The organism is Solirubrum puertoriconensis, from assembly GCF_001483135.1.
In the GTDB taxonomy this organism is placed as follows: Bacteria; Bacteroidota; Bacteroidia; order Cytophagales; family Hymenobacteraceae; genus Solirubrum; species Solirubrum puertoriconensis.
In genome coordinates this window covers 765,748-785,366 of record NZ_LNAL01000006.1, presented here as the reverse complement: position 1 = coordinate 785,366, position 19,619 = coordinate 765,748, and the positions used below count along the sequence as shown (strand labels likewise).

Below are 19,619 nucleotides of genomic sequence, written 5' to 3'. Positions count from 1 at the left end.
TTACACCGGCTGGCCAAAAAACCTGCGCCCCATGCCTGCGCACGCGGCTACAAGCCGCGCACTTGCTCCACAAACACCGCGGCGCTCATCCAGCTCATCACCAATACCACCAGCACGCCGCAGAGCGTCAGCCACCACGGGTGCCGGTACTCCCCTACCACGTTGCGGCGGTAAGCAGCTACCAGAATGGTAGCCAACGTAATCGGCAGAATAAACCCGTTGACGGCGCCGGCCAACACCAACAGTTTCACAGGCTTACCGATGAGCACAAACACCACCGTGGAGAGCAGAATAAACCCGATGATGACGCGGTTTTCGTGGCGGCCGATGCTGGGATGAAACGATTTCAGAAACGACACCGACGTGTAAGCTGAGCCGATAACCGACGTAATAGCCGCCGCAAACATCACCACGCCAAATAGTTTGTACCCTAGGTTGCCCGCTGCCAGCCGAAACACCGAGGCCGGCGGGTTGGCCGCACCCAGCGCCAGCCCTTTGCTTACCACACCCAACGAAGCCAAAAACAGCAGCACTCGAATAACCGACGCCACCGTGATGCCCGACACGGCGCTGGACGTAACCTGCGGCAAGGCGGCTTGGCCCTTCACGCCGGCATCGAGCAGGCGGTGGCCGCCCGCAAACGTGATGTAGCCGCCCACGGTACCGCCCACCAGCGTTACAATGGCCATCAGGTCGATCTTGCTAGGTGCCACCGTGTGCAGGGCCGCTTGGGCAACCGGCGGGGCTGAGGTAACGGCTACGTAAATGATAACCAGAATCATCAGCAAGCCCATGAGCTGCGCGAAGCGGTCCATGGCATTTCCGGCTTCTTTCACCAGAAAAATACCGATTGCCAGCGCCGCCGAAATAGCCGCCCCCACCTCGGCCGACATGCCTGTGAGCACCTGCAGACCTAGGCCCGCGCCCGCCACGTTGCCGATGTTGAAGGCCAGGCCGCCGAGCACAATCAGCACCGAAATAACCGCACCTAGGCCGGGCAGCACGGCGTTGGCAATGTCCTGCGCGCGCCGCTCCGAGACGGCAATTACGCGCCAGATATTCAGCTGCACGCCTAGGTCGATGAGGATGGACGTGAGAATGACAAAGCCGAAGCTGGCGCCTAACGACTCGGTGAAAACGGTGGTTTGGGTGAGAAAGCCCGGCCCCACCGCCGAGGTAGCCATCAGGAAGGCCGCACCTAGCAGCACGCCCCAGTTGTGCTGCTGCCTCATACGGTGGCGGGGTACTGCGCGGCCCGAACTTGTACGCCCTCTTGCTGCAACACCTGCCTGATTTGCTGCGCAAACGCCACGGCATGCGCCCCGTCGCCGTGAATGCACACGGTATCGACTTTCATGGCCACATCCGGGCCTTGCTGGGCACGCACTTTGCCCTCCTTCACCATGCGCACCACCTGCCGAATGGCCAGCTGCGGATCGGTGATGAGCGCATCGGGCTGGCGGCGGGGCGTGAGGGTGCCGTTTTGCTGGTAGGTGCGGTCGGCAAACACCTCGTGGGCGGTGCGCAGGCCTAACTTTTCGCCGGCCCGAATCAGCTCGCTACCGGCCAGGCCGTAGAGTACCAGCTCGGGGTTTACGCGGTACATGGCTTCGGCAATGGCTTCGGCGAGGGCGGCGTTTACGGCGGCCATGTTGTAGAGCGCACCGTGGGGCTTCAGGTGATGCATGCGGCCGCCTTCGGCCCGTACGAACGCCTCGAGCGCCCCTAATTGGTACACCACCATATCGTGTGCTTCTTCGGCCGAAACGGCCATTTCGCGGCGGCCAAAGCCTACGAGGTCGGGCAGGCCGGGGTGGGCGCCGATGGCTACGTCATGCTGCAGGGCGAGGCGCACGGTGCGCTTCATCACGGCAGGGTCGCCGGCATGAAAACCGCAGGCAATGTTGGCCGAGGTGACGTAGGGTAAAATGGCTTCGTCGGTGCCGAGTTGATAGGCGCCAAAGCTTTCGCCTAAGTCGCAGTTCAGATCAACGGTAAAGCTTGCGCTCATGTATGCTGCAATTTCAGGTGGATGCCCTCGCGCAGAGCGTGTAGCTGCTGCTCGTGCTGCAGGTACAGCTGCTGCGCTTCGGCCAAAGTAACCTCCCGAAATCGGATTTTACCACCTAGGGGCAACTGCGCCAGCCGCGCAAAATCGGCCGTGATGACTTGGGCAATGCGCGGGTAGCCGCCGGTGGTTTGGTGGTCGGCCATGAGCACAATAGGCAAGCCGCCCGCGGGCACTTGTACCGTGCCAAACGTAACGGCACTCGAGAGCAGCTCCTGGGGATTTTCGAGCCCTAACTGGGGCCCAAGCAAACGGTACCCCATGCGGTCCGATTCGGTGCTCAGGCTGTATTCCTGCTCCCACAAGTGCCCTTGGCTTTCGGCCGAAAACAGGTGGTACTCGGGGCCCGTTGTGGCGCGTATTTCGAGGCTGCTTTCGTGGCGCGGCAGCAGGGCCGGATCGGGTGCCCACGCCGCCTCGGCCCACCGCCGACCTAAGGCATCGGCATTGCTTACCAGCACCTGCATCAACTTGGCAGCTAGGGCGTTTGGCTTGGAACACGGCACTGCATCGCCTTTGCGCAAAGCCCGGCCCTGCAGCCCGCCCAAACCGGCGCGTAGGTACGTGGAGCGGCTGCCGAGCACCGGCGGCAGCGCCAGCCCCCCGGCCACGGCCAGGTAGGCCCGGCTGCCCTCCCTAGGTGCCCCAAACGACAACACGGCCCCGGCACGTACCAGCACCGGCCGCCACATGCGCACCGGCTCACTATCGACGGCAGGTGACAAATCGGCGCCGGCAAGGGCAATTACTTGGTCGGTTTCGAAGCGGATTTTGGGCCCCAGTAAGGTTAGCTCCAGGCCGGCGGTGTTTTCGGGGTTGCCCACCAGCAGGTTGGCCAGGCGCAGGGCCGTGGCATCCATGGCGCCGCTCACGATGATGCCTTGCTTTTGGTACCCCACGCGGCCTAGGTCTTGCACGGTGGTGAGCAGGCCGGGGCTGAGGATGCTAAAGCTCATGCTGCTGGAGGCGCTGGTATTCGGCGGCGGATATCGGCACAAAGCGCACCCGGTCGCCGGCTTGCAGCAGGCTGGGCACCTCGGCCTCGGGGCGAAACAAGCGCAACGGCGTGCGGCCAATCAGCTGCCAACCGCCCGGCGTGGCCAGCGGGTACACGCCGGTTTGCTGGCCGGCAATGCCTACCGCGCCGGCGGGCACCAACGGGCGCGGTTGCGCTTTACGCGGGGCGGTTAGTTGCGCATCGAGCCCGCCCAGGTACGGGAAGCCCGGCGCAAACCCAATCATGTACACCAGGTATTCGGAGGCGGCGTGCAGGGCTATTACTTGCTCGGGCAGCAGGCCTAGGTGCTCGGCAAGCCAATCGAGGTCGGGGCCGTACGGGCCGCCATAGCACACGGGTATTTCAACCACGCGAGGGGCCGGCTTTTCGGTTGCAATACTGACGCGGCGCAGCAGCTGCTCCAGTTGTTGCAGCACGGCATCGTAGGGCGTGGCGGCCTGGTGGCGGAGCAGCCACGGGTCGTAGTACACGGTTACGGTCGTAAAGGCAAGCACGTACTCCACCAACCCTACAAACGGCTGTTGCTCTAGCCGGTGGCAAAACGCCTGCACGCGCTCGTGCGTGGCGGGGCTTATGCTCTTGCCGAACTCAACCACCACGGCCGCATCGCCCAGCGGGTACAGCTGAACGGAGGGATGCGGCTCGGGAGTGGTGTGTTTCATCGGCCCTGCAACTTACTTTTACTTCTTCCCTAGGTACTGATCTGGCCCGATGAACACGCGTTTCGGTAAATATGAACAGGCAAGCTGGTTTATGCTTGCCTTGCTTGCTACTGCCTGCCAAAAAAACCTGGCGCCTACCACCACTACGGCCGTGCCCGTGGCAAAGGGTGTTTCGCTGCAACTGGCCGAGCAACGCAAACAGCTCATCAGCAACCTAGGGTACCAGCTGCAGCTAAGTATACCCGAGCGCAAAGCCGAGCCGGTGGTTGCGTCGGAGGTGGTGTCGTTTAAGCTGAAGGACGCCAGCCAGCCCGTACAGCTCGATTTCAAAGAGAAAACCGACCACCTGAAGCGCGTGGTGGTGAACGGCAAAGCGGTTGCCATCGACCACCACGAGGAGCACCTGGTGCTACCCGCCAGCACGCTTAAGCGCGGCCCGAACACCGTGCAGATTGACTTTGTAGCCGGTGATTTGTCGCTGAACCGCTCCGACGATTTCCTGTACACTTTGCTGGTGCCCGACCGCGCCCGCACGGTGTTTCCGGTGTTCGATCAGCCCAACCTGAAAGCCAGTTTTCAGCTGCAGCTTACGGTGCCGCAGGGTTGGCAGGCGTTGGCCAACGGACCGGTGCAAGATTCGACCGTTGCGGGCAACACCAAAACCTACCGCTTCGCTCCTTCCGACACCATCAGCACCTATTTGTTCTCGTTTGTGGCGGGCAAGTTTACGCGGTTGTCGCGCGAGGCGGGCGGGCGCACCATGCAGCTACTGCACCGCGAAACCGATGCAAGCAAACTGCAGCTTAGCCTAGGTCCGATCTTCCAGATTCATGCCGATGCGCTGAAGTTCATGGAAGCGTACACGGGCATTCCGTACCCCTTCCGCAAGTTCGATTTTGCGGCCATTCCCGACTTTCAGTACGGCGGCATGGAGCACGTGGGCGCCATCGACTACAAAGCCAGCACGCTGTTCCTCGACGAAGGCGCCACCCAGGACCAGAAGATTGCCCGCTCCTCGCTCATCGCCCACGAAACCGCCCACATGTGGTTTGGCGACCTAGTGACGATGCAGTGGTTTAACGACGTGTGGATGAAGGAGGTGTTTGCCAACTTCATGGCCGATAAAATCACGCAAGTGGCCGTAGCCAACTCCAACTACGACCTCAAGTTCGTGACCGACCACTTCCCGGCCGCCTACGGCATCGACCGCACCCAGGGCGCTAACCCCATTCGGCAGCAGCTTGATAACCTGCAGGATGCCGGCTCGCTCTACGGCAATATTATCTACCACAAGGCGCCCATTATGATGCGGCAGCTGGAGCGGCTGATGGGCGAAGAGGCCTTCCGGCAGGGCTTGCAGGAGTACCTGCGCAGCTACGCCCACGGCAACGCCACCTGGCCCGACCTCATCAGCATCCTCGACCGCCGCACGCCCGCCGATTTGCAGGCCTGGAACCAAGTGTGGGTAAACCAACCCGGCCGCCCCGTCATCGACTACCAACTGCAAACCCAAGGTGACAAAATCACACAGCTCGAACTCAGGCAGCGCGCCGAAGACAACTCCGACCGTCTTTGGCCGCAGGTGTTTGAGGTGCTGCTGGTGTACCCCAACGGCACCAGCAAGGAGCTGACCGTCAACATGAACGAGCGGCAAGTGCAACTCGCGGAAGCGGCTGACCAACCAGTCCCGGCGTTCGTCTTGTTCAACTCTTCGGGCCTGGGTTATGGGGTGTTCCCCATCGATAAGCTGCTGCTGCCCAACCTAGGCAAACTTCCGAATCCGGTGGCGCGCGCCTCAGCCTACATCAGCCTTTACGAGAACATGCTCAACGGCCAGGTGTTACCCCCGCGCCAGCTCCTCGACCTGTACCGCCAACAGCTGCCCCTCGAAACCGAGGAGCTGAACCTGAAGCTGCTTACGGGCCAGCTTTCCGACATGTATTGGCGTCTGCTGAAGCCCGAAGAGCGCACCGCCCTAGCTCCGGCCCTCGAGGCTGACCTGTGGCGCACGATGCAGCAGAACAACTCGGCCAACATCCGCAAGCTGCTGTTCAAGAGCTACCAATCGGTTGCCCTCACGCCAGCGGCCCAGCAGCGTCTGTACCAGATTTGGGACAAGCAGCAGGCCCCTACTGGCGTTACGCTTACCGAAGACGACTACACCTCGCTGGCGCAAGCCCTGGCCGTGCGCGACTACGCCGCCGATGCGCAAATCCTGACCAAGCAACTGGCCCGCATCAAAAACCCCGACCGCCAAAAGCGCCTGCAGTTTCTGATGCCCGCCCTCTCGCCCGACGTAGCCACCCGCGACGCGTTTTTCGCCTCGCTGCGCGACGAGCAGAACCGCGAAAAAGAAGCTTGGGTGCTGGCCGCCCTAGGTGCGCTGCACCACCCCTTGCGCCAGCGCACCTCCGAGAAGTACTTGCCCCAGAGCCTCGAGCTGCTCGAAGAAATTCAGCTAACCGGCGACATTTTCTTCCCTTACTCCTGGCTGCAGGCCACCCTAGGTAATTACCAGAGCGCCAGTGCGGCGGCCACGGTCCGTAGCTTCTTGCAGGCGCACCCCAACTTCAACCCCAAGCTGCGCGCCAAGCTGCTGCAAGCCGCCGACGACGTGTTTCGGGCCGAGAAGCTGGTGCAGTAATGCATCGAGCGCCTAGGGTTGACCTTGGGCAGTGCCTAGGTGCTCGGGCTGCGGCTTAGCGCCTACAAAAGGCAGCAGTTGCCGGTAAATGAGGTTGTTTTTCCAATACAGCTGCAGCACCATGGGCACGTGCTTTTTGCCCTTCATCACGGTAAAGCCTGGTTGGTGACCCAGCTCCGTTAGCCGTTGCCGAAACTCCTCGCTGCTGCTGGCAATGGAGCCATAGGTTTCGCCGCCGACGAAGACGAGAAATGGCGGGCTTTTGGGCGTGAGGTAGTAGTACGGCGACACCTGCCGCCAACACGCGGGTGCAGTTCCGAAGGCCACCATGTATTGCGAATCGTCGGGGTACTGCTTTTTCTGTAGATACGCGTACATGTTTAGCCCGGCGGGGTCGTTCAGGATGACGCCGCGCACGGGGTTTTGCGGCAGGCCGAGCTGGGCAAACAGCGCATCATTGGTAGCGAGCAGGGCGGCCAGTCCGCCCCCGGCCGAGTGGCCCATTAGGTAAATGCGCCCAGGGTCGCCGCCGAACTCCCCAATGTGCTGCCGCGTCCAGCGCACGGCGCGGGCGCAGTCGTTGGCCATGGCAGGCACTTGCACCTGCGGCGCCAAACGGTAGTTAATAACCACCGCCACAACACCCTGCTTGGCCAAGCGCCGCCCCACGAAGCGGTATATCTCTTTGCGGCCGCTGTTCCAGTTGCCGCCATGAATAAATACCACCACCGGATGCCCGCCCAAGGCCTTGCGGCGTGGGGCGTACACATCCAGCCGGTGCCGCTCCGCATCGTAATCGGGCGCGTTGGTGGCTACGTAGGCCACGTCGGCGGTGCGGCGGCTGGGCCGGGCCAGGGCCTCATTGTTCGCTACCAGCAACCACAGGGTGCCGGTTAGCGCAACCAGCATCTTCAACCAACGAACTACACGCATAAATACAACCTGAAAGCAGCGGGTCCACCCTAGGACCCGCCTCAGCTATACGCCCTAGGTGCGCGCATCGGTTTGCAGGGCCGTGACTAAGTGGCCTGTGTAGGCAACTAATGCATTAATATTATTGCGAAAGGATATGCATACCCGCATCCGCGCAACGCTTTCGTCGGTGCGGTGTCTTGTTCGTTGCCCTAACTCCTGCCGCCACCTAGGATCTTGCCCATGAAACACTTGCGCATTTTGGTTTTAATGCTTTTGTGCCTAGGTGCCGCTCCGGCCTGGGCCCAAAAGGTTTCGGTGGTGAAGCTGCCCGCGCTGCAGCGGGTGCTGGCCCGGCCCACCGATACTACTTACGTTATCAACTTCTGGGCTACGTGGTGCAAACCCTGCATCGAGGAGCTGCCGCACTTCGAGAAGGTACGGGCACGCTACGCCAACCAAAAAGTGCGGGTGCTGCTCGTGAGCCTCGACTTTCCGTCGAAGCTTGAGCAAAAGGTAAAACCCTTCGTGAAGCAGCAACGCCTGGCCTCCACCGTGTGGCTGCTCAACGAAACCGACGCTAATGCTTACATTGATAAAGTAGACCCGAAGTGGTCGGGTGCGTTGCCGTTTACGCTGCTCATCAACAACCGGCGCAAGCTGCGCACGTCGTTCGAGCAGCCGCTTACCGAAGCCGAACTGACGCAGGCCCTCCGCCCGTTTGTGCGGCCCTAGGTCCGTCTTTGTTGTTCACCTCTCACAACCCAAACAACCCATGAAGAAAGCAGCGTACCTCCTGCCCCTGCTGCTAGTGCTGGCCCTGATAGTCGGCTTTAGCAGCTACATGCGCACCCCCGGCCCAGGCCCCAGCCCCGACGAAGGTTACAAGGTGGGCGACAAAGCCATGGATTTCAAGCTGAAGAACGTGGATGGCAAAACCGTTTCGTTGAGCAGCAACGCCGGCGCCAAGGGCTACATTGTGGTGTTTACGTGCAACACCTGCCCCTACGCCCAGGCCTACGAATCGCGCATTATGGCCCTGCACCAAAAGTATGCCTCGCAGGGCTACCCGGTAGTTGCCATCAACCCCAACGATCCGCAAATTGCCCCCGGCGACTCGTTTGAGAAAATGCAGGAACGCGCCACCGAGAAGAAGTACGCCTTCCCGTACCTGTTCGACGAAACCCAGAGCGTGGCCCGTACTTTTGGCGCCACCCGCACGCCGCACGTGTACGTGCTGCAGCGCTCGGGCCAGGACTTTAAGGTGGCGTACATCGGCGCCATCGACAACAACACCGAGGACGGCACCGCCGCCACGGAGCGCTACGTAGAATCGGCCATGACGCAGCTGATGGCCGGTAAGCCCGTGCAGACTACTTCGACGAAAGCCATTGGATGCACCATTAAGTGGAAGAAGAAAGCCTAGGTGCTTTAAGTACGCATACCCAAAACACCGTCATGCTGAGCTTGTCGAAGCATCTCTACCGCTTCGTCAGAGACTATTCAACGAAGCGGTAGAGATGCTTCGACAAGCTCAGCATGACGACCAAAGACTACAGTTGTATTAACTGACTGCTTAAACCCAGTGTCCCGAAGGCAACAAAAAAGCCCGGCAAGTAACCCTTGCCGGGCTTTTTTGTTGACAATGCTCCGTTATCGTTGGGTTGCTTTAGCGGTTGCCATGGCTGCCGCAGTCTGCACATCCTTCACATTATTGTCCCCATCCAAATCAACCAGCAACAGGTATGGGTCGAGGCCGGCGCGGGCGGGTTTGCGGGGCACGGTTACGCTGATGGTTTGTTGCCCCGAGCGGATGCGGTGCTTTTGCAAGTACAGCGGCTTGCCATAGTCTTCGTTCTTCTCGCGTGGGGCAATTACCCCAATTTCTATCCAGTCGTTCATGGGCTGCGCGTGCCGGGCGCCAGTGCTGTCGATTACTACTTTATGGGCCTGCACCTCGAGGCTCACTTGCCAATTGCCGGCTTTGGTTTGCCGGGCCGTGGCTTGCTTGGTTTGCAGCTCCCAGTAGGTGTTGGCCTCGAACAGGTCGTGCAGCAGGTAGTGGAGCGAATCGGGCGTAACGGCGCGCAGCTCGCGGTACAAATCGAGCGTGGTAGCCAGCGGCGGCACTTTGGGGCTATGCTTCAGTTTCAGTTGCCGCAGCGCGGTGTTTACCTTCTCCTGCCCGATGTATTTGCTGAGCGCGTACAGCGCCAACGGGCCTTTGCGGTAGCCCATAAAGGCATTGTTGGCCCGCAGCAAGGGCACCATCGCGCGGGAGCGTGGCACCTCGTAGGACTGGCGCAAAAAGCTTAGGTAACGGCGCAAGTGGCCGTAGCCGTAGTTTTTTTCGAGCACCTGCATGCCCGAGTACACCGCCAGGCCTTCGGCCAGGAAGGGCGCGCCTTCTACGCTTGCGAAGCCCATGCCAAACTGGTGCGCTACCTCGTGGGCCAGCACGTAGTACGGCAAATCGAAGCCGCGCGGGCTGTCGTCGGGGTTCATCAGGGCAAACTGCTCGCCGTAGTCGATGGTGCTGGCCTCGGCGTTCAGCTCGCCCTCGGTGCCGGCCCTCTCGATGATGGTGAGGTGGCCGTACGGGTAGGCGCCGAACTGCTCGGTGTAGTAATCCAGCGAGGCTTGCACGCTGCGCAGCATACGCTCCACGTTGGCCGCGTGCCCCGCGTAGTAGTAAAGGCTGATGACGACGGGCTTGCTGTTGGCCTGCTTGGGGTTGTGCCACTGCGCGTTGCGCACCGCGTAGTTGGCCGAGAAGAAGGCCGCTTGATTCTGGATGGGCGCATCGGTAACGAAATGAAAGTAACGGCGCCCGCCTTCGCGCCAGCTTCGGCGCAGCTTACCGGGCGCCACGGCCACCTGCTCGGCAGCGGTGCCCACAACGGCGTCAAAAGCCATCCAATCGCCGCGCGTTGATTTCTGGCGGGCGGCTACATCATAGAGCGATGAAATTTCGGGGCGCTGGCTGAGCCCGTATTGCTTGCGGGCGCTTGCCTCGCGCAATTCGCGTAGGGGCTGATACCCAATGGCGGGCAGCACATCCTGGCTCATTAAATAGGTACCGTTGGCCTCCACTAAGGCTGTGCTGCCGTTGTTGCTGAAACCTTTGGTTTTTTTCTGCACCTGAAAGCTGAGCTGCAACGAGTCGCCGGGTTGCAGCGGCTGCCGCAGGATGTAAATGCGGTGGCCGTGTTGGTCATCGGCCAGCACCTGGGCAGCTGCGCGCCCAAACGAAACGGCATTGGTTTCGGCACCTAGGGCGGTGGCCACGTGAACGGAATCGATGGCAACGGCGCTGCGGTTGACAAGGCGGTAGGTACCCTGTATCGTTACCTCCTGCCGCTCGGGGTACAGCTCCACGCGCAGCTTGGCACCAGCCACTTGCGGCTGCAGCGCATCGGCGTACCGCGCATAAAGCCGTTCGTACTCAGCGCGCTGCTTGCTTGCATCGGCAGTGGTTATGTACTTGTTCAGCACGTTGGTGTTGTAGAAGATAAACCCACCTAGGCCTAGCACCAGCCCGCCTGCTACCGCGGCTGTGGCGGCGGTTGCGGGCGTAAAGCGGCTACGAGCTAGTTGCTTTCGAGCGCCTAGGTTGTTTTCCTTACCTCGGGCCCACAGCAGCCGCGCTGCTACTAGCAGCAGCAATGCCCAGGCCGCCCAGTACAGCTTAAACCACACCCACGGACCGAGGGAGCTGCCGAAGCCACGGATGTCGGTGTACCACCAGTCGGGAGCGGCGCCGAAAACCAGCAGGTGGTGGTGTACCCCAAGCTTGGCGGCAAAGCCCATAAAGCCCAGCACGAGCAACAACACCAAGTGCCCTAGGTACTTTTGGTTGACTACCACGTGCACCACCAAGGCCAGCATGGCAAAAAGCAGGTACTCGGGCAGTTGCAGCCCGAACAGTGCCTGCAGGTACAAGCCTACTTCGAACTTATCGTAGCCAAGGATGAGCTGCAGCAACATGCCGCCCAGCAGCAAGAGCAGCATCCAGGTGGCAATCAGCAGCCCAAGGCCCAGGAACTTGCCCACCAGCAAGGCCCACTCCGATACGGGGGCCGCGTCGGCAATTTCGCTGAGGCCGGCCTCCCGCTCGCGCCACACCAGCTCGCCGGCGAAGTACATGATGAGCAGCGGCAGCACAATCCAGGGCGTTTTGACATTGCCCAGCGGTGTGGTCAGAAAATCAACAACCTGCTGGGTGGTTGGGAAAATCGGAATGCTGTTCTGCTCCATAAACTCCGACCCAACCAGCGCCGAGCCCAGAGCAATAAGCGTTACCACCGGCAGGCCAATGCGGCTGCGGGCCACCCTGCCAAACGACGACCACGCCACGGCCAGGGTTTGGCGCACGTCGGTGGCGAAACCGAACGTGCGGCTAACCTGCGGCACCGTAACTGGGTGGCTAACCAGCGCCGGGGCTACCGCAGGCGTTGCGCTTGTAGCTTCAGCCCGGCGTTTGAAGGGCGCCCAACCGCGGCTAGTGGCGGGGTTACCAAACCCGAAGCGGTGGTAAGTAAAGGCCAGCACGCCCGCGGTAAGCCCAAGCCACAGCATGCGGTTCCAGCCGAACAAACCCGCCAGCTCAATAAGCCGCGTGTTCTTTTCTGCGGTCGTCCAGGTTTCAAGCTGGCCGCTCACGATGCTGGCAAACCCTACGAGGTCGAGCAGCTTGGTTAAATCCCACCAGCCTACGGCTTTGGCGGCAATCATCACGATGAAATGCGAAGTGATGAACAGCAGCACGCTGCCGACGTAGCTGCCCATGCCGCGGCCATTGAGCACAGCCAGGCAGAACTGCACCGAAGTGCCCACCAAGGCAATGGGCAAGGCCAGAAAGGCGTAGGCCGTGAGGTAGGCTTCGGGCAGAAACGGGCCGAGTAATTGGGGTTTCCAACCGGGCGTGTAGAAACCCAGGATCAGGCCGGTTTGCACCACCAGCAGCAGCAGTGCATTGAGCGCGAAGGCAGCCAGAAAGCGCCCGCCCAAGTATTTGACCTTGCTCACGGGTGTGGTGTAGAGCAAGGGGTACATGCGCGTTTGCACGTCGCGCGCGGCAGCGTCGCCGCTGATGGCCCCGGCCATCAGCAGCCAAACCACATTGCTGAATACGGTGAGAAATGCTATGGATGTCGGTCCGTTGTTGTAAGTGCCATCGGAAGGAGTGCCGAGCTTGGTCAGCAGAAACGGAAACAGCAGCAGAACCGCGAAGAACAGCCACGTAGTTACGTGCCCCAGCTGGTAGCGGAACTCGTAGCGAAAGATGCTCCGGAACTTCATGGCTTGATGTCGGCGGTGTTGTCTTCGGGCTTCAGGTCGGGCAGCAGGTGGTTCGGGTCGATGCCGGCGCGAAGGGGCTGGCGAGGTACCGTGAACGTGATGGTTTGCCGACCCGTGCGCAGGCGGTGCTTGTCTCGATACAACGGCTTGTTGCCGGCCGCGGAGGCGCCAACTTCCACCACATCGTTCAGGGGTACTTCGGTTTCGGTGCCGGCGCTATCCACCACCACTTTGCGGGCGCGTACCTCGAGGGCTACCTGCCAAGTGCCGGCCAGGGTTTGCCTGGCGGTGGCGCGCTCGGCTCTCAGCTCCCAAAAAGTATTCACCTCAAACAAATCGTGCAGCAGCGGCCGGAGCGAATCGGGCGTAACGGCACGCAACTCGCGGTACAAATCGAGCGTGGTAGCCAGCGGGGCATCGGCTTGCCGATGCTTTTCGAGCAGGCGGCGCAACGCGGCATTCACCGGCTCCTCCCCTAGGTACTCGCTCAGTGCGTACAGCACAAAGGGCCCTTTGCGGTACGACATGTACGGGTCGAGGCCGCGCAACAGTGGCTCGCCGCGCCGGATAACCGGGTATGGGTAGGGCTGCCGCATGTAATCCAGCAGGTGCTGCAGGTGCTCGGGCCCTTTGGCGTGCTCCACCAGCTTCAGGCCGTAGTACCAGGCTAGGCTCTCCGACATCACCGGGGCACCCTCGACGGCGGCGTAGGGCACCGTCCACTGGTGGGCCATTTCGTGGGCTACGATAGCGTACGGGTGGTCGTGGCTGCCGGGGGTGTTTTCGGGGTTCCAGAAGGTGAATCCTTCGCCGTGCGAAATCATGCTGGCATCGGCGTGCATGCCCGTTCCCAGGCCGGGCCGCTCCACAATGCTAAGGTGCTTGTAGCGGTACGGCCCGAACTGTTTGGTGTAGTAATCCAGCGAAGCCTTAGCACTTGCCAGCACGCGCCCTAGGTGCGCCGTGTGCTTGGGGTGGTGGTAGAGCTGAATGGTAACCACTTGCCCAGGCTTATCGGGGTTTTGCCATTGCTCCTGGTGCAAGGCGTACTTAGCTGAGAAAAAGCCCCACTCGCCGCTGATTGGGGCATCGGTTGCGTAGCGGAAGTAGCGGCGCCCGCCTTCGGCCCAGGTATGGCGCAACGCCCCTGGCGCCACGGCTATTTGGTCGGCGGCGGTACCCACTACGGCCTCGAAGGCAGTACCTACGCCGTGTGTGCCGCGGGCCGCCGTGTTGTAGAGCGAGGCAATTACCGGGCGCGGTGCCAAGCCGTGTGCCCGCCGCTCGCCGGCATTGGTAAGCTCGCGGCTTGCCTGGTAGCCGATAGTCGGCAGCCAGCTGTTGCTGAAATAGGTGCCGTTGGTAACTACCGAACCGTCCACGCCATTTTCGCGGAAGCCGCGCGGCGCCACCTGCACCCGGAAGTTAAGTTGCAGCGAATCGCCGGGTTGCAACGGTTTCTGCAGGGCATAAATCTGCTGGTGAAGCTTCTTGTCGGCCAGCACGCGGGTGGCGGGCCGGTCGAAGGTAATTGCATCCGTTTCGACGCCCGGCGCAGTGGCCACGTGAACGGAATCGATGGCAACGGCGCTGCGGTTGACGAGGCGGTAGCTACCCCGAATGTCGGCTGCTTGCCGCTCGGGGTATATCTCCACGCGCAGGTTGGCGGCGCTGCGCTGTGGCTGCGGGCGGTTGGCGTACCGGGCAAAGCGCCGCTCGTACTCAGCGCTGCGCGCCTTGCCTTCGGCGGCGGTGCTGTACACGTTCAGCACGTTGGTGTTGTAGAAGATAAATCCGCCTAGGGCCAGCACCAGCACCGCGGCAATACCGGCCGTTACGGCCGTGCCGCGCGTAAACCGGCGCCGCGCTACCTGCAGCCGCTGCCCTAGGTTGTTTTCTTTGCCCCGCGCCCACAGCAGCCGCGCTGCTACTAGCAGCAGCAATGCCCAGGCGGCCCAGTACAGCTTAAACCATACCCACGGCCCCAGCGAGTTGCCGAAACCGATCATCTCGCTATACGACCACCCCGGCCCGGCCCCGTAAATAAGCAGGTTGTGCTCGATGCCGAACAGCGAGGCCAGCGTGATGAATACAAAGACCAGGATGGCTACCAAATGCCCGACGTACTTCTGATCAACTACCACGTGCACCACCAAGGCCAGCATGGCGAAGAGCAGGTACTCGGGCAGCTGCAGCCCGAGCATGGTTTTCAGGTACAGCGCAACTTCAAAGTTTTGGTAGCCCTGGGTGGCCTGGGCGAGCATGCCGGCTGCGGCCAGCAAAGCCATAAACACGAGCAGCACACCACCAAGTCCTAGGTATTTGCCGAGGAAGGACGTCAACTCGGAGCTGGGCATGGCGTCGGTGATTTCGTTTACGCGGGCATCTCTCTCGCGCCACATCAGTTCGCCGGCGAAGAACACGATTAGAAAAGGCACTACAACCCAACGGCTCAGCTCATCGGCCAGCGAGGCTGTTAGTTGCTTAACCACCAGCGCCGTGGTGGGCACCAGCGGCACTCCGTTCGACGACATCTGATCGAGCACTACGGGCACCGTAAGGAGCGGAAGTGCAACCAGCATGGCCAGCCCGGCCCAGCTCGTCACGATCATCCGAAACGAATCAGAGGCTACGGCCAGCAGCTGGCGCACGTGCGTAGCCAGGCCAAATTGCTGACGCACCGGCGGCACTACTACCGGCGTGCTTGCGGCAATGCCGAGGCGGGCCAGCTTGGTCGAATTCACTGACTTGTGGCGTTTCCGGAACCGACTCAGCCAACTGCTTTCGGCACGGTGCGCGAACCGGAAACTTAAGTAGGTAACCATGCCAACAACTACCGCAAGGCCGAGCCAAAGCAGGCGGTTGGTGAGCAGTGTCCCCTCCAGCGCGAGCAGGCGCCCATTTTTCTCGGCGGGCGTCCAGAGATGCGCCATATCCTCCACCACGAAGCGAATGCCGATGGGGTCGAGCAGGGTTCCGAGGCTCCGTTTGAACAGCAGCATGGAGGCCACGAAAAACCCCATGAACACGATCAGAAAGCTGCCGAAGTAGCTGGCCATAGCGCGGCCGCTGCGCGCAGCCAGCCCAAACTGAATGGCGGTAGCGACCAAGGCGTTGGGCAAAGCAATGATGCCGTACGCCCCCAGGAAAGCCGCCGGCCGAAACGGGCCAATCAGCTCAGCATCGACGCCGGGCAGGTACGCGCCCAGTACAATACCGGCCTGCACCGCCAGCAGCACCAGTGCGTTGAGCACCAACGCGGCCAAAAACTTACCCCCTAGGTATTGCGCTTTGCTGATGGGCGTGGTGTAGAGCAAGGGGTGCATGCGCGTTTGCACGTCGCGCGCAGCGGCGTCGCCGGCAATAGCGGCGGCCATTACCAGCCACACCAAGCTGCCGAACACCGTGGTTTTGGCCACGGCAAACGGCGAGTTCAGGTAAAATTCGGAGTACAGTACCTCGGCTACGGAGCCGTCGCGGGTCATCAGAAAATTGAGCGCGAGCAGCACCACCACGAACAGCCAAGGCCAAGGGCGGCGGAGCTGGTAAGCTAGCTCGAAACGGTAAATCGCCCAGAACTTCATGAGCGTACGGCCTGCAGCGGTTGAGCAACGTGCGGACCGAAGTGCCCGGCCATGGTGCAGAAGTAGACGTCCTCCAGGTCGGGGGCGACGGGCTCGAAGCCGGGGCCGGGCGCCTCGTCGCTGTACACGTGCACCAGCGTGCGGCCGCTGAGCAGCTTGGTGGAAATCACCTTATGCTCCTGCTCGAGTTGGGCCAAGGCGCTTTTCTCCACGATGCGGCGCCAGATGCGCCCCTGCAGCTGCTCGACGGCCCGCAGCGGCTCGGCCTCGAGCAGGATGCGGCCCTGGTTGATGATGGCCATGCGCGTGCAGAGCTCGGCCACGTCCTCCACGATGTGGGTGGAGAGGAGGACCACGCTCTGCTCGCCCAGCTCGCTCAGCAGGTTGAGGAAGCGCACGCGCTCGGCCGGGTCGAGGCCGGCCGTGGGCTCGTCGACGATCAGCAGCTTCGGCTGGCCGAGCAGGGCCACGGCCACGCCGAAGCGCTGCTTCATGCCGCCCGAGAAGCCGCCCAGCTTTTGCCGGCGCACCTCCCAGAGGTTGGTTTGCCGCAGCAAATGCTCGACCGTTGCCCGCCGCTCGCGTTGGTTGCCGATGCCCTTGAGAATAGCGAAGTAGTCGAGCAGGTCTTCGGCCCGGGCCTTGGGGTACACGCCAAATTCTTGGGGCAAGTAGCCCAGCGTCTGGCGCACGGCCTCTTTCTGGCGCAGCACGTCGATATCACCTAGGTGAATGCTGCCCGAATCGGGCTCTTGCAGGGTGGCGAGCGTGCGCATCAGCGTCGATTTGCCCGCCCCGTTCGGGCCCAGCAAACCGTACAGGCCCGCCGGGATGGTCAGGCTCACGTCCTGCAGGGCCTGCACTCCGTTGCCGTAGCTTTTCGAGACGTTGCGTATCCGTAATTCCATAACAATTCAGCAGGCAAGTGAAGAAGACGATGCGGGAAGAAAAGGCAGATGCAGGCAGCAGAGCTTAAGGAAACTCCCTCAGCTGAGAATTCTGAGTAGCATGAACTGCACAGCAACCAAAAAAGAACTTTGTATTGCAAAGCAATGTGTTCAGCGGATACTTTGCAATACAAAGTGCTATGTTTTTTCATTTATCACGATTTCTCAGCACACTTGACTTGCTGGTTGGCTCGGCTCGTAAGGCAGGTCGATGAGTGCTTCGCGCAAGCGAGGTATTGCTACCAACCAGCGTACTTCAGCCGACACAGGTACTACTAGGTAACTGACGCACGATGGCTTGCTGCCTGGCTATTAAGCTCACGTACTCAACCCAGGAAAGCGCAAATCAACCCTGATGCTCCTCTTCCCTACGCTGCCCTGCCCAAATCAGCAGCAGCTGACCTAGTAGCAAGAGCAGCAACATGCCTACCTCGGGCAAGAGCAACCCGTATCCCAACACAGCCGCAATTATGCCCCCGAGCAACAGCAGCAACATGGCCACCGCCGCATAACGCAGCCACCACGAGCGCCGCCGACCTAGGGCCAAAGCAATATGGCTCGGCAGCAGCCACAGCAATTGGTAGTTAGCCTGCACTGGCTCGTGCAGCGAAACCAAAGCAAGCCCCGCGAGCAAACAGCCCAAAGCACCGGTTACCCCAAACACCACGCGCATATTTACTTGATGCAGCCAGCTAAGGGGTTTGATGCGCCACACCAACACGCTCCCCAGCAGCCAGCCGAGCAGTACCTGCATGGGCACAATGCCTGCAGGCGCTGGAACGCCGGCGCTATCTGCCGCCACAACCTGTTGTTGCCTGGCAACTAACGGTTTGCCGCGATGGGTTGCTCGGGCCATTGCTTGAAACAGCTCCAGCGGCAGAAACAGCCGTTGCCGGTAGTGCGTCTGGTGGTCGGCAGGTAAGCCCAGGCCTAGGTTCATGCCGAGCTTTACCCAAGGCGCCGGGGCTAAGTAAGGCCTGAGCAGCTGCCGGTAAGTAGCCGCGGCCACCCGCGCCGAATCGAGCTGCAGCGGCGCATTGGTGCTTTCGTTGATGAGGGTGAAAAGCCGGGTGGAGCAGTTATCGGAAAAGAACTGGTAGCGGTAGTATCGTGCCTCCGAATGCAGCGTGCTTTCCAGGCGGGCGTACAGCCGTTGTACCTCCTGCGGCTGCAGGTTGAGCACTTGCTCCGCTACGGCGCGGCCCTCCTGCTCGTAGGCTTGGCTAAAGCTTGCAAATGGTACCGCCGACAGGTAATACCGCAAGTTGCCCCGCACAAAGCGCCAGTAGAAGTGCGAGGTCTGGAAGTCGAACGTGCCGTAGTTATACACCTGATCAATGCCCTGCACGGGGTCAGTAATGCGCAGGGCCGAGTGCCCGAACAAAGCGTAGGTTTCGGAGCCGGGGGCGCACGTCAGCAAGCTTACGGTGGCGGATTCGGACAAGCGGCCCGGTTGGGCCACACAGGTTACCGAAGCACATACGCAGAGCAAGCCGAGCAGCACCCCAACTACCTGCAGCCGCCATGTACGCTGCGCCTTTCCTACGTATTGGGTCACCGGCTGTGCTCGAAGGTGGAAGTAATGCATTACCGGGCTAGTGCACAGGCTGCTGCCACGAGGGCGCCTACCAGCGTATTGAGGCTGTTTACCACGTCGTTGGATAAGGTGCCGCGCCGCTCCAACGTGGCGCCCAGTACAGAGTCGGCGAGGTTGCCGGCGGTGCCGGCCAGCAGCAGCCACCAAGCCCACGGCCCCCACCCTTCGGCCAGGCAGTAGGTTAGGGCAATTACGCCGCTCCCGGCCACCCCCAGCAAAGTACCCTCGATGCTTACCACGCCGTTTTCGCCGCGCGTGTCGGGGCGCAGGGTGAGGACGTTGACGTAGCGGCTGCCGTACACATTGCCCAGCTCCGAGGCCAACGTATCGGCGGTGGCCGAGGCAAAGGCGCCGGCCAGCATTAGGCTACCCAGGGGCGCAAACGCCGGAAACGCCCAGCTTAGCAACCCGAGCACGCCCGCCACGCCGGCATTGGCCAGCACCTGCCCGGCGGTGCGCTGGCCGCGGTTTTCTTCGGCCAGACCCAGTCGGCGTTTGTCGGCTACGCGCCAGGCCGAAGCCGCCGTGCCAAGCGCGAAAAACAGCGCCAGCAAGCTCATCCCTAGGTAGCCGGTGCCCAAAAAGATGAACAGGCCGAGCACCCCGCCCGCCCATACGCCCGCTCCCGTGAGCTTACGCGCCCGGTAGCTGTAGCCCATGCCCAGGCCAAGAAACACGAGTACGGAAACAAGCTCAAGCAAGGGTCTCATGGCCGGAAGATATAGCCCGGCTGCTGAACCATTGCCGCTTTGCCTTGCTCGGGCTTGTGGCTCACGGCAAAAGTTTTTTGAGTGGCACGTGTAACTATTGCTACAAACCTCGGTTTCCGCGCCCGATTAGTGCAACGCTCTTCGGGTTTCTGCCTTCTTTCCACAACCAACAGCAC

13 protein-coding genes are annotated in these 19,619 nt (G+C 61.5%); 3 read left to right on the top strand and 10 right to left on the bottom strand.

Annotated elements, in window-relative coordinates:
* Nucleotides 1-47: 47 nt before the first annotated feature.
* The 4 genes from ASU33_RS08195 to pxpB are packed head-to-tail and all read right to left on the bottom strand — an operon-like array spanning nucleotide 48 to nucleotide 3,748.
* Nucleotides 48-1,232 (bottom strand): NRAMP family divalent metal transporter, encoded by a 1,185-nt coding sequence (locus ASU33_RS08195; protein WP_059070070.1) that lies wholly within the window; start codon nucleotides 1,230-1,232, stop codon nucleotides 48-50.
* On the bottom strand, nucleotides 1,229-2,011 hold the full coding sequence (locus tag ASU33_RS08190) for a LamB/YcsF family protein (RefSeq protein WP_059070067.1): 783 nt from the start codon (nucleotides 2,009-2,011) through the stop codon (nucleotides 1,229-1,231). The genes ASU33_RS08195 and ASU33_RS08190 overlap by 4 nt, the downstream gene beginning before the upstream one ends.
* Entirely contained in the window at nucleotides 2,008-3,024 is a 1,017-nt protein-coding gene (locus tag ASU33_RS08185; protein ID WP_059070065.1) for a 5-oxoprolinase subunit C family protein, read from the bottom strand. The genes ASU33_RS08190 and ASU33_RS08185 overlap by 4 nt, the downstream gene beginning before the upstream one ends.
* Nucleotides 3,014-3,748 carry a 5-oxoprolinase subunit PxpB gene (pxpB, locus tag ASU33_RS08180; RefSeq protein WP_059070063.1) on the bottom strand — a complete coding sequence of 245 codons (735 nt, stop codon included), beginning with the start codon at nucleotides 3,746-3,748 and terminating at the stop codon, nucleotides 3,014-3,016. Before pxpB ends, ASU33_RS08185 begins: the two co-directional genes overlap by 11 nt.
* A 91-nt stretch (nucleotides 3,749-3,839) precedes the next feature.
* Between pxpB and ASU33_RS08175 the strand changes: the two genes are divergently transcribed.
* A complete protein-coding gene (locus ASU33_RS08175) occupies nucleotides 3,840-6,392 on the top strand; it encodes a M1 family metallopeptidase (RefSeq protein ID WP_149867108.1) in 2,553 nt (850 codons plus the stop codon).
* 12 nt (nucleotides 6,393-6,404) lie between these two features.
* On the opposite strand, the gene ASU33_RS08170 is transcribed toward ASU33_RS08175, so the two are convergent.
* The gene (locus ASU33_RS08170; RefSeq protein WP_059070058.1) at nucleotides 6,405-7,325 is read right to left on the bottom strand and encodes an alpha/beta hydrolase; all 921 of its coding nucleotides are present in this window, start codon (nucleotides 7,323-7,325) and stop codon (nucleotides 6,405-6,407) included.
* 222 nt (nucleotides 7,326-7,547) lie between these two features.
* Here ASU33_RS08170 and ASU33_RS08165 point away from each other — a divergent pair, with 222 nt between their 5' ends.
* On the top strand, nucleotides 7,548-8,039 hold the full coding sequence (locus ASU33_RS08165) for a TlpA disulfide reductase family protein (protein ID WP_059070056.1): 492 nt from the start codon (nucleotides 7,548-7,550) through the stop codon (nucleotides 8,037-8,039).
* Between the two features lie 40 nt (nucleotides 8,040-8,079).
* Nucleotides 8,080-8,730, top strand: coding sequence for a thioredoxin family protein (locus ASU33_RS08160; RefSeq protein WP_059070055.1), 651 nt, complete (start codon nucleotides 8,080-8,082; stop codon nucleotides 8,728-8,730).
* A 227-nt stretch (nucleotides 8,731-8,957) separates the two neighbouring features.
* On the opposite strand, the gene ASU33_RS08155 is transcribed toward ASU33_RS08160, so the two are convergent.
* The 5 genes from ASU33_RS08155 to ASU33_RS08135 all read right to left on the bottom strand — a co-directional run bounded on the left by ASU33_RS08155 (nucleotide 8,958) and on the right by ASU33_RS08135 (nucleotide 19,443).
* Nucleotides 8,958-12,605: an ABC transporter permease/M1 family aminopeptidase gene (locus ASU33_RS08155; protein ID WP_059070053.1), complete on the bottom strand. Its 3,648-nt coding sequence runs from the start codon at nucleotides 12,603-12,605 to the stop codon at nucleotides 8,958-8,960.
* The gene (locus ASU33_RS08150) at nucleotides 12,602-16,189 is read right to left on the bottom strand and encodes an ABC transporter permease subunit (protein ID WP_059070051.1); all 3,588 of its coding nucleotides are present in this window, start codon (nucleotides 16,187-16,189) and stop codon (nucleotides 12,602-12,604) included. Before ASU33_RS08150 ends, ASU33_RS08155 begins: the two co-directional genes overlap by 4 nt.
* A complete protein-coding gene (locus tag ASU33_RS08145; protein ID WP_059070049.1) occupies nucleotides 16,186-17,097 on the bottom strand; it encodes an ABC transporter ATP-binding protein in 912 nt (303 codons plus the stop codon). The genes ASU33_RS08150 and ASU33_RS08145 overlap by 4 nt, the downstream gene beginning before the upstream one ends.
* A 385-nt stretch (nucleotides 17,098-17,482) precedes the next feature.
* Complete coding sequence (locus ASU33_RS08140) at nucleotides 17,483-18,580, bottom strand: Lnb N-terminal periplasmic domain-containing protein (RefSeq protein WP_160328159.1); 1,098 nt, start codon at nucleotides 18,578-18,580, stop codon at nucleotides 17,483-17,485.
* Between the two features lie 143 nt (nucleotides 18,581-18,723).
* Nucleotides 18,724-19,443 carry a DUF92 domain-containing protein gene (locus tag ASU33_RS08135; protein ID WP_059070045.1) on the bottom strand — a complete coding sequence of 240 codons (720 nt, stop codon included), beginning with the start codon at nucleotides 19,441-19,443 and terminating at the stop codon, nucleotides 18,724-18,726.
* Between the last annotated feature and the right edge of the window lie 176 nt (nucleotides 19,444-19,619).

Coding starts and splice junctions, on each gene's coding strand:
- ASU33_RS08195 (WP_059070070.1), bottom strand. CDS start 1,232: ATGAGGCAGCAGCACAACTGGGGCGTGCTGCTAGGTGCGGCCTTCCTG.
- ASU33_RS08190 (WP_059070067.1), bottom strand. CDS start 2,011: ATGAGCGCAAGCTTTACCGTTGATCTGAACTGCGACTTAGGCGAAAGC.
- ASU33_RS08185 (WP_059070065.1), bottom strand. CDS start 3,024: ATGAGCTTTAGCATCCTCAGCCCCGGCCTGCTCACCACCGTGCAAGAC.
- pxpB (WP_059070063.1), bottom strand. CDS start 3,748: ATGAAACACACCACTCCCGAGCCGCATCCCTCCGTTCAGCTGTACCCG.
- ASU33_RS08175 (WP_149867108.1), top strand. CDS start 3,840: ATGCTTGCCTTGCTTGCTACTGCCTGCCAAAAAAACCTGGCGCCTACC.
- ASU33_RS08170 (WP_059070058.1), bottom strand. CDS start 7,325: ATGCGTGTAGTTCGTTGGTTGAAGATGCTGGTTGCGCTAACCGGCACC.
- ASU33_RS08165 (WP_059070056.1), top strand. CDS start 7,548: ATGAAACACTTGCGCATTTTGGTTTTAATGCTTTTGTGCCTAGGTGCC.
- ASU33_RS08160 (WP_059070055.1), top strand. CDS start 8,080: ATGAAGAAAGCAGCGTACCTCCTGCCCCTGCTGCTAGTGCTGGCCCTG.
- ASU33_RS08155 (WP_059070053.1), bottom strand. CDS start 12,605: ATGAAGTTCCGGAGCATCTTTCGCTACGAGTTCCGCTACCAGCTGGGG.
- ASU33_RS08150 (WP_059070051.1), bottom strand. CDS start 16,189: ATGAAGTTCTGGGCGATTTACCGTTTCGAGCTAGCTTACCAGCTCCGC.
- ASU33_RS08145 (WP_059070049.1), bottom strand. CDS start 17,097: ATGGAATTACGGATACGCAACGTCTCGAAAAGCTACGGCAACGGAGTG.
- ASU33_RS08135 (WP_059070045.1), bottom strand. CDS start 19,443: ATGAGACCCTTGCTTGAGCTTGTTTCCGTACTCGTGTTTCTTGGCCTG.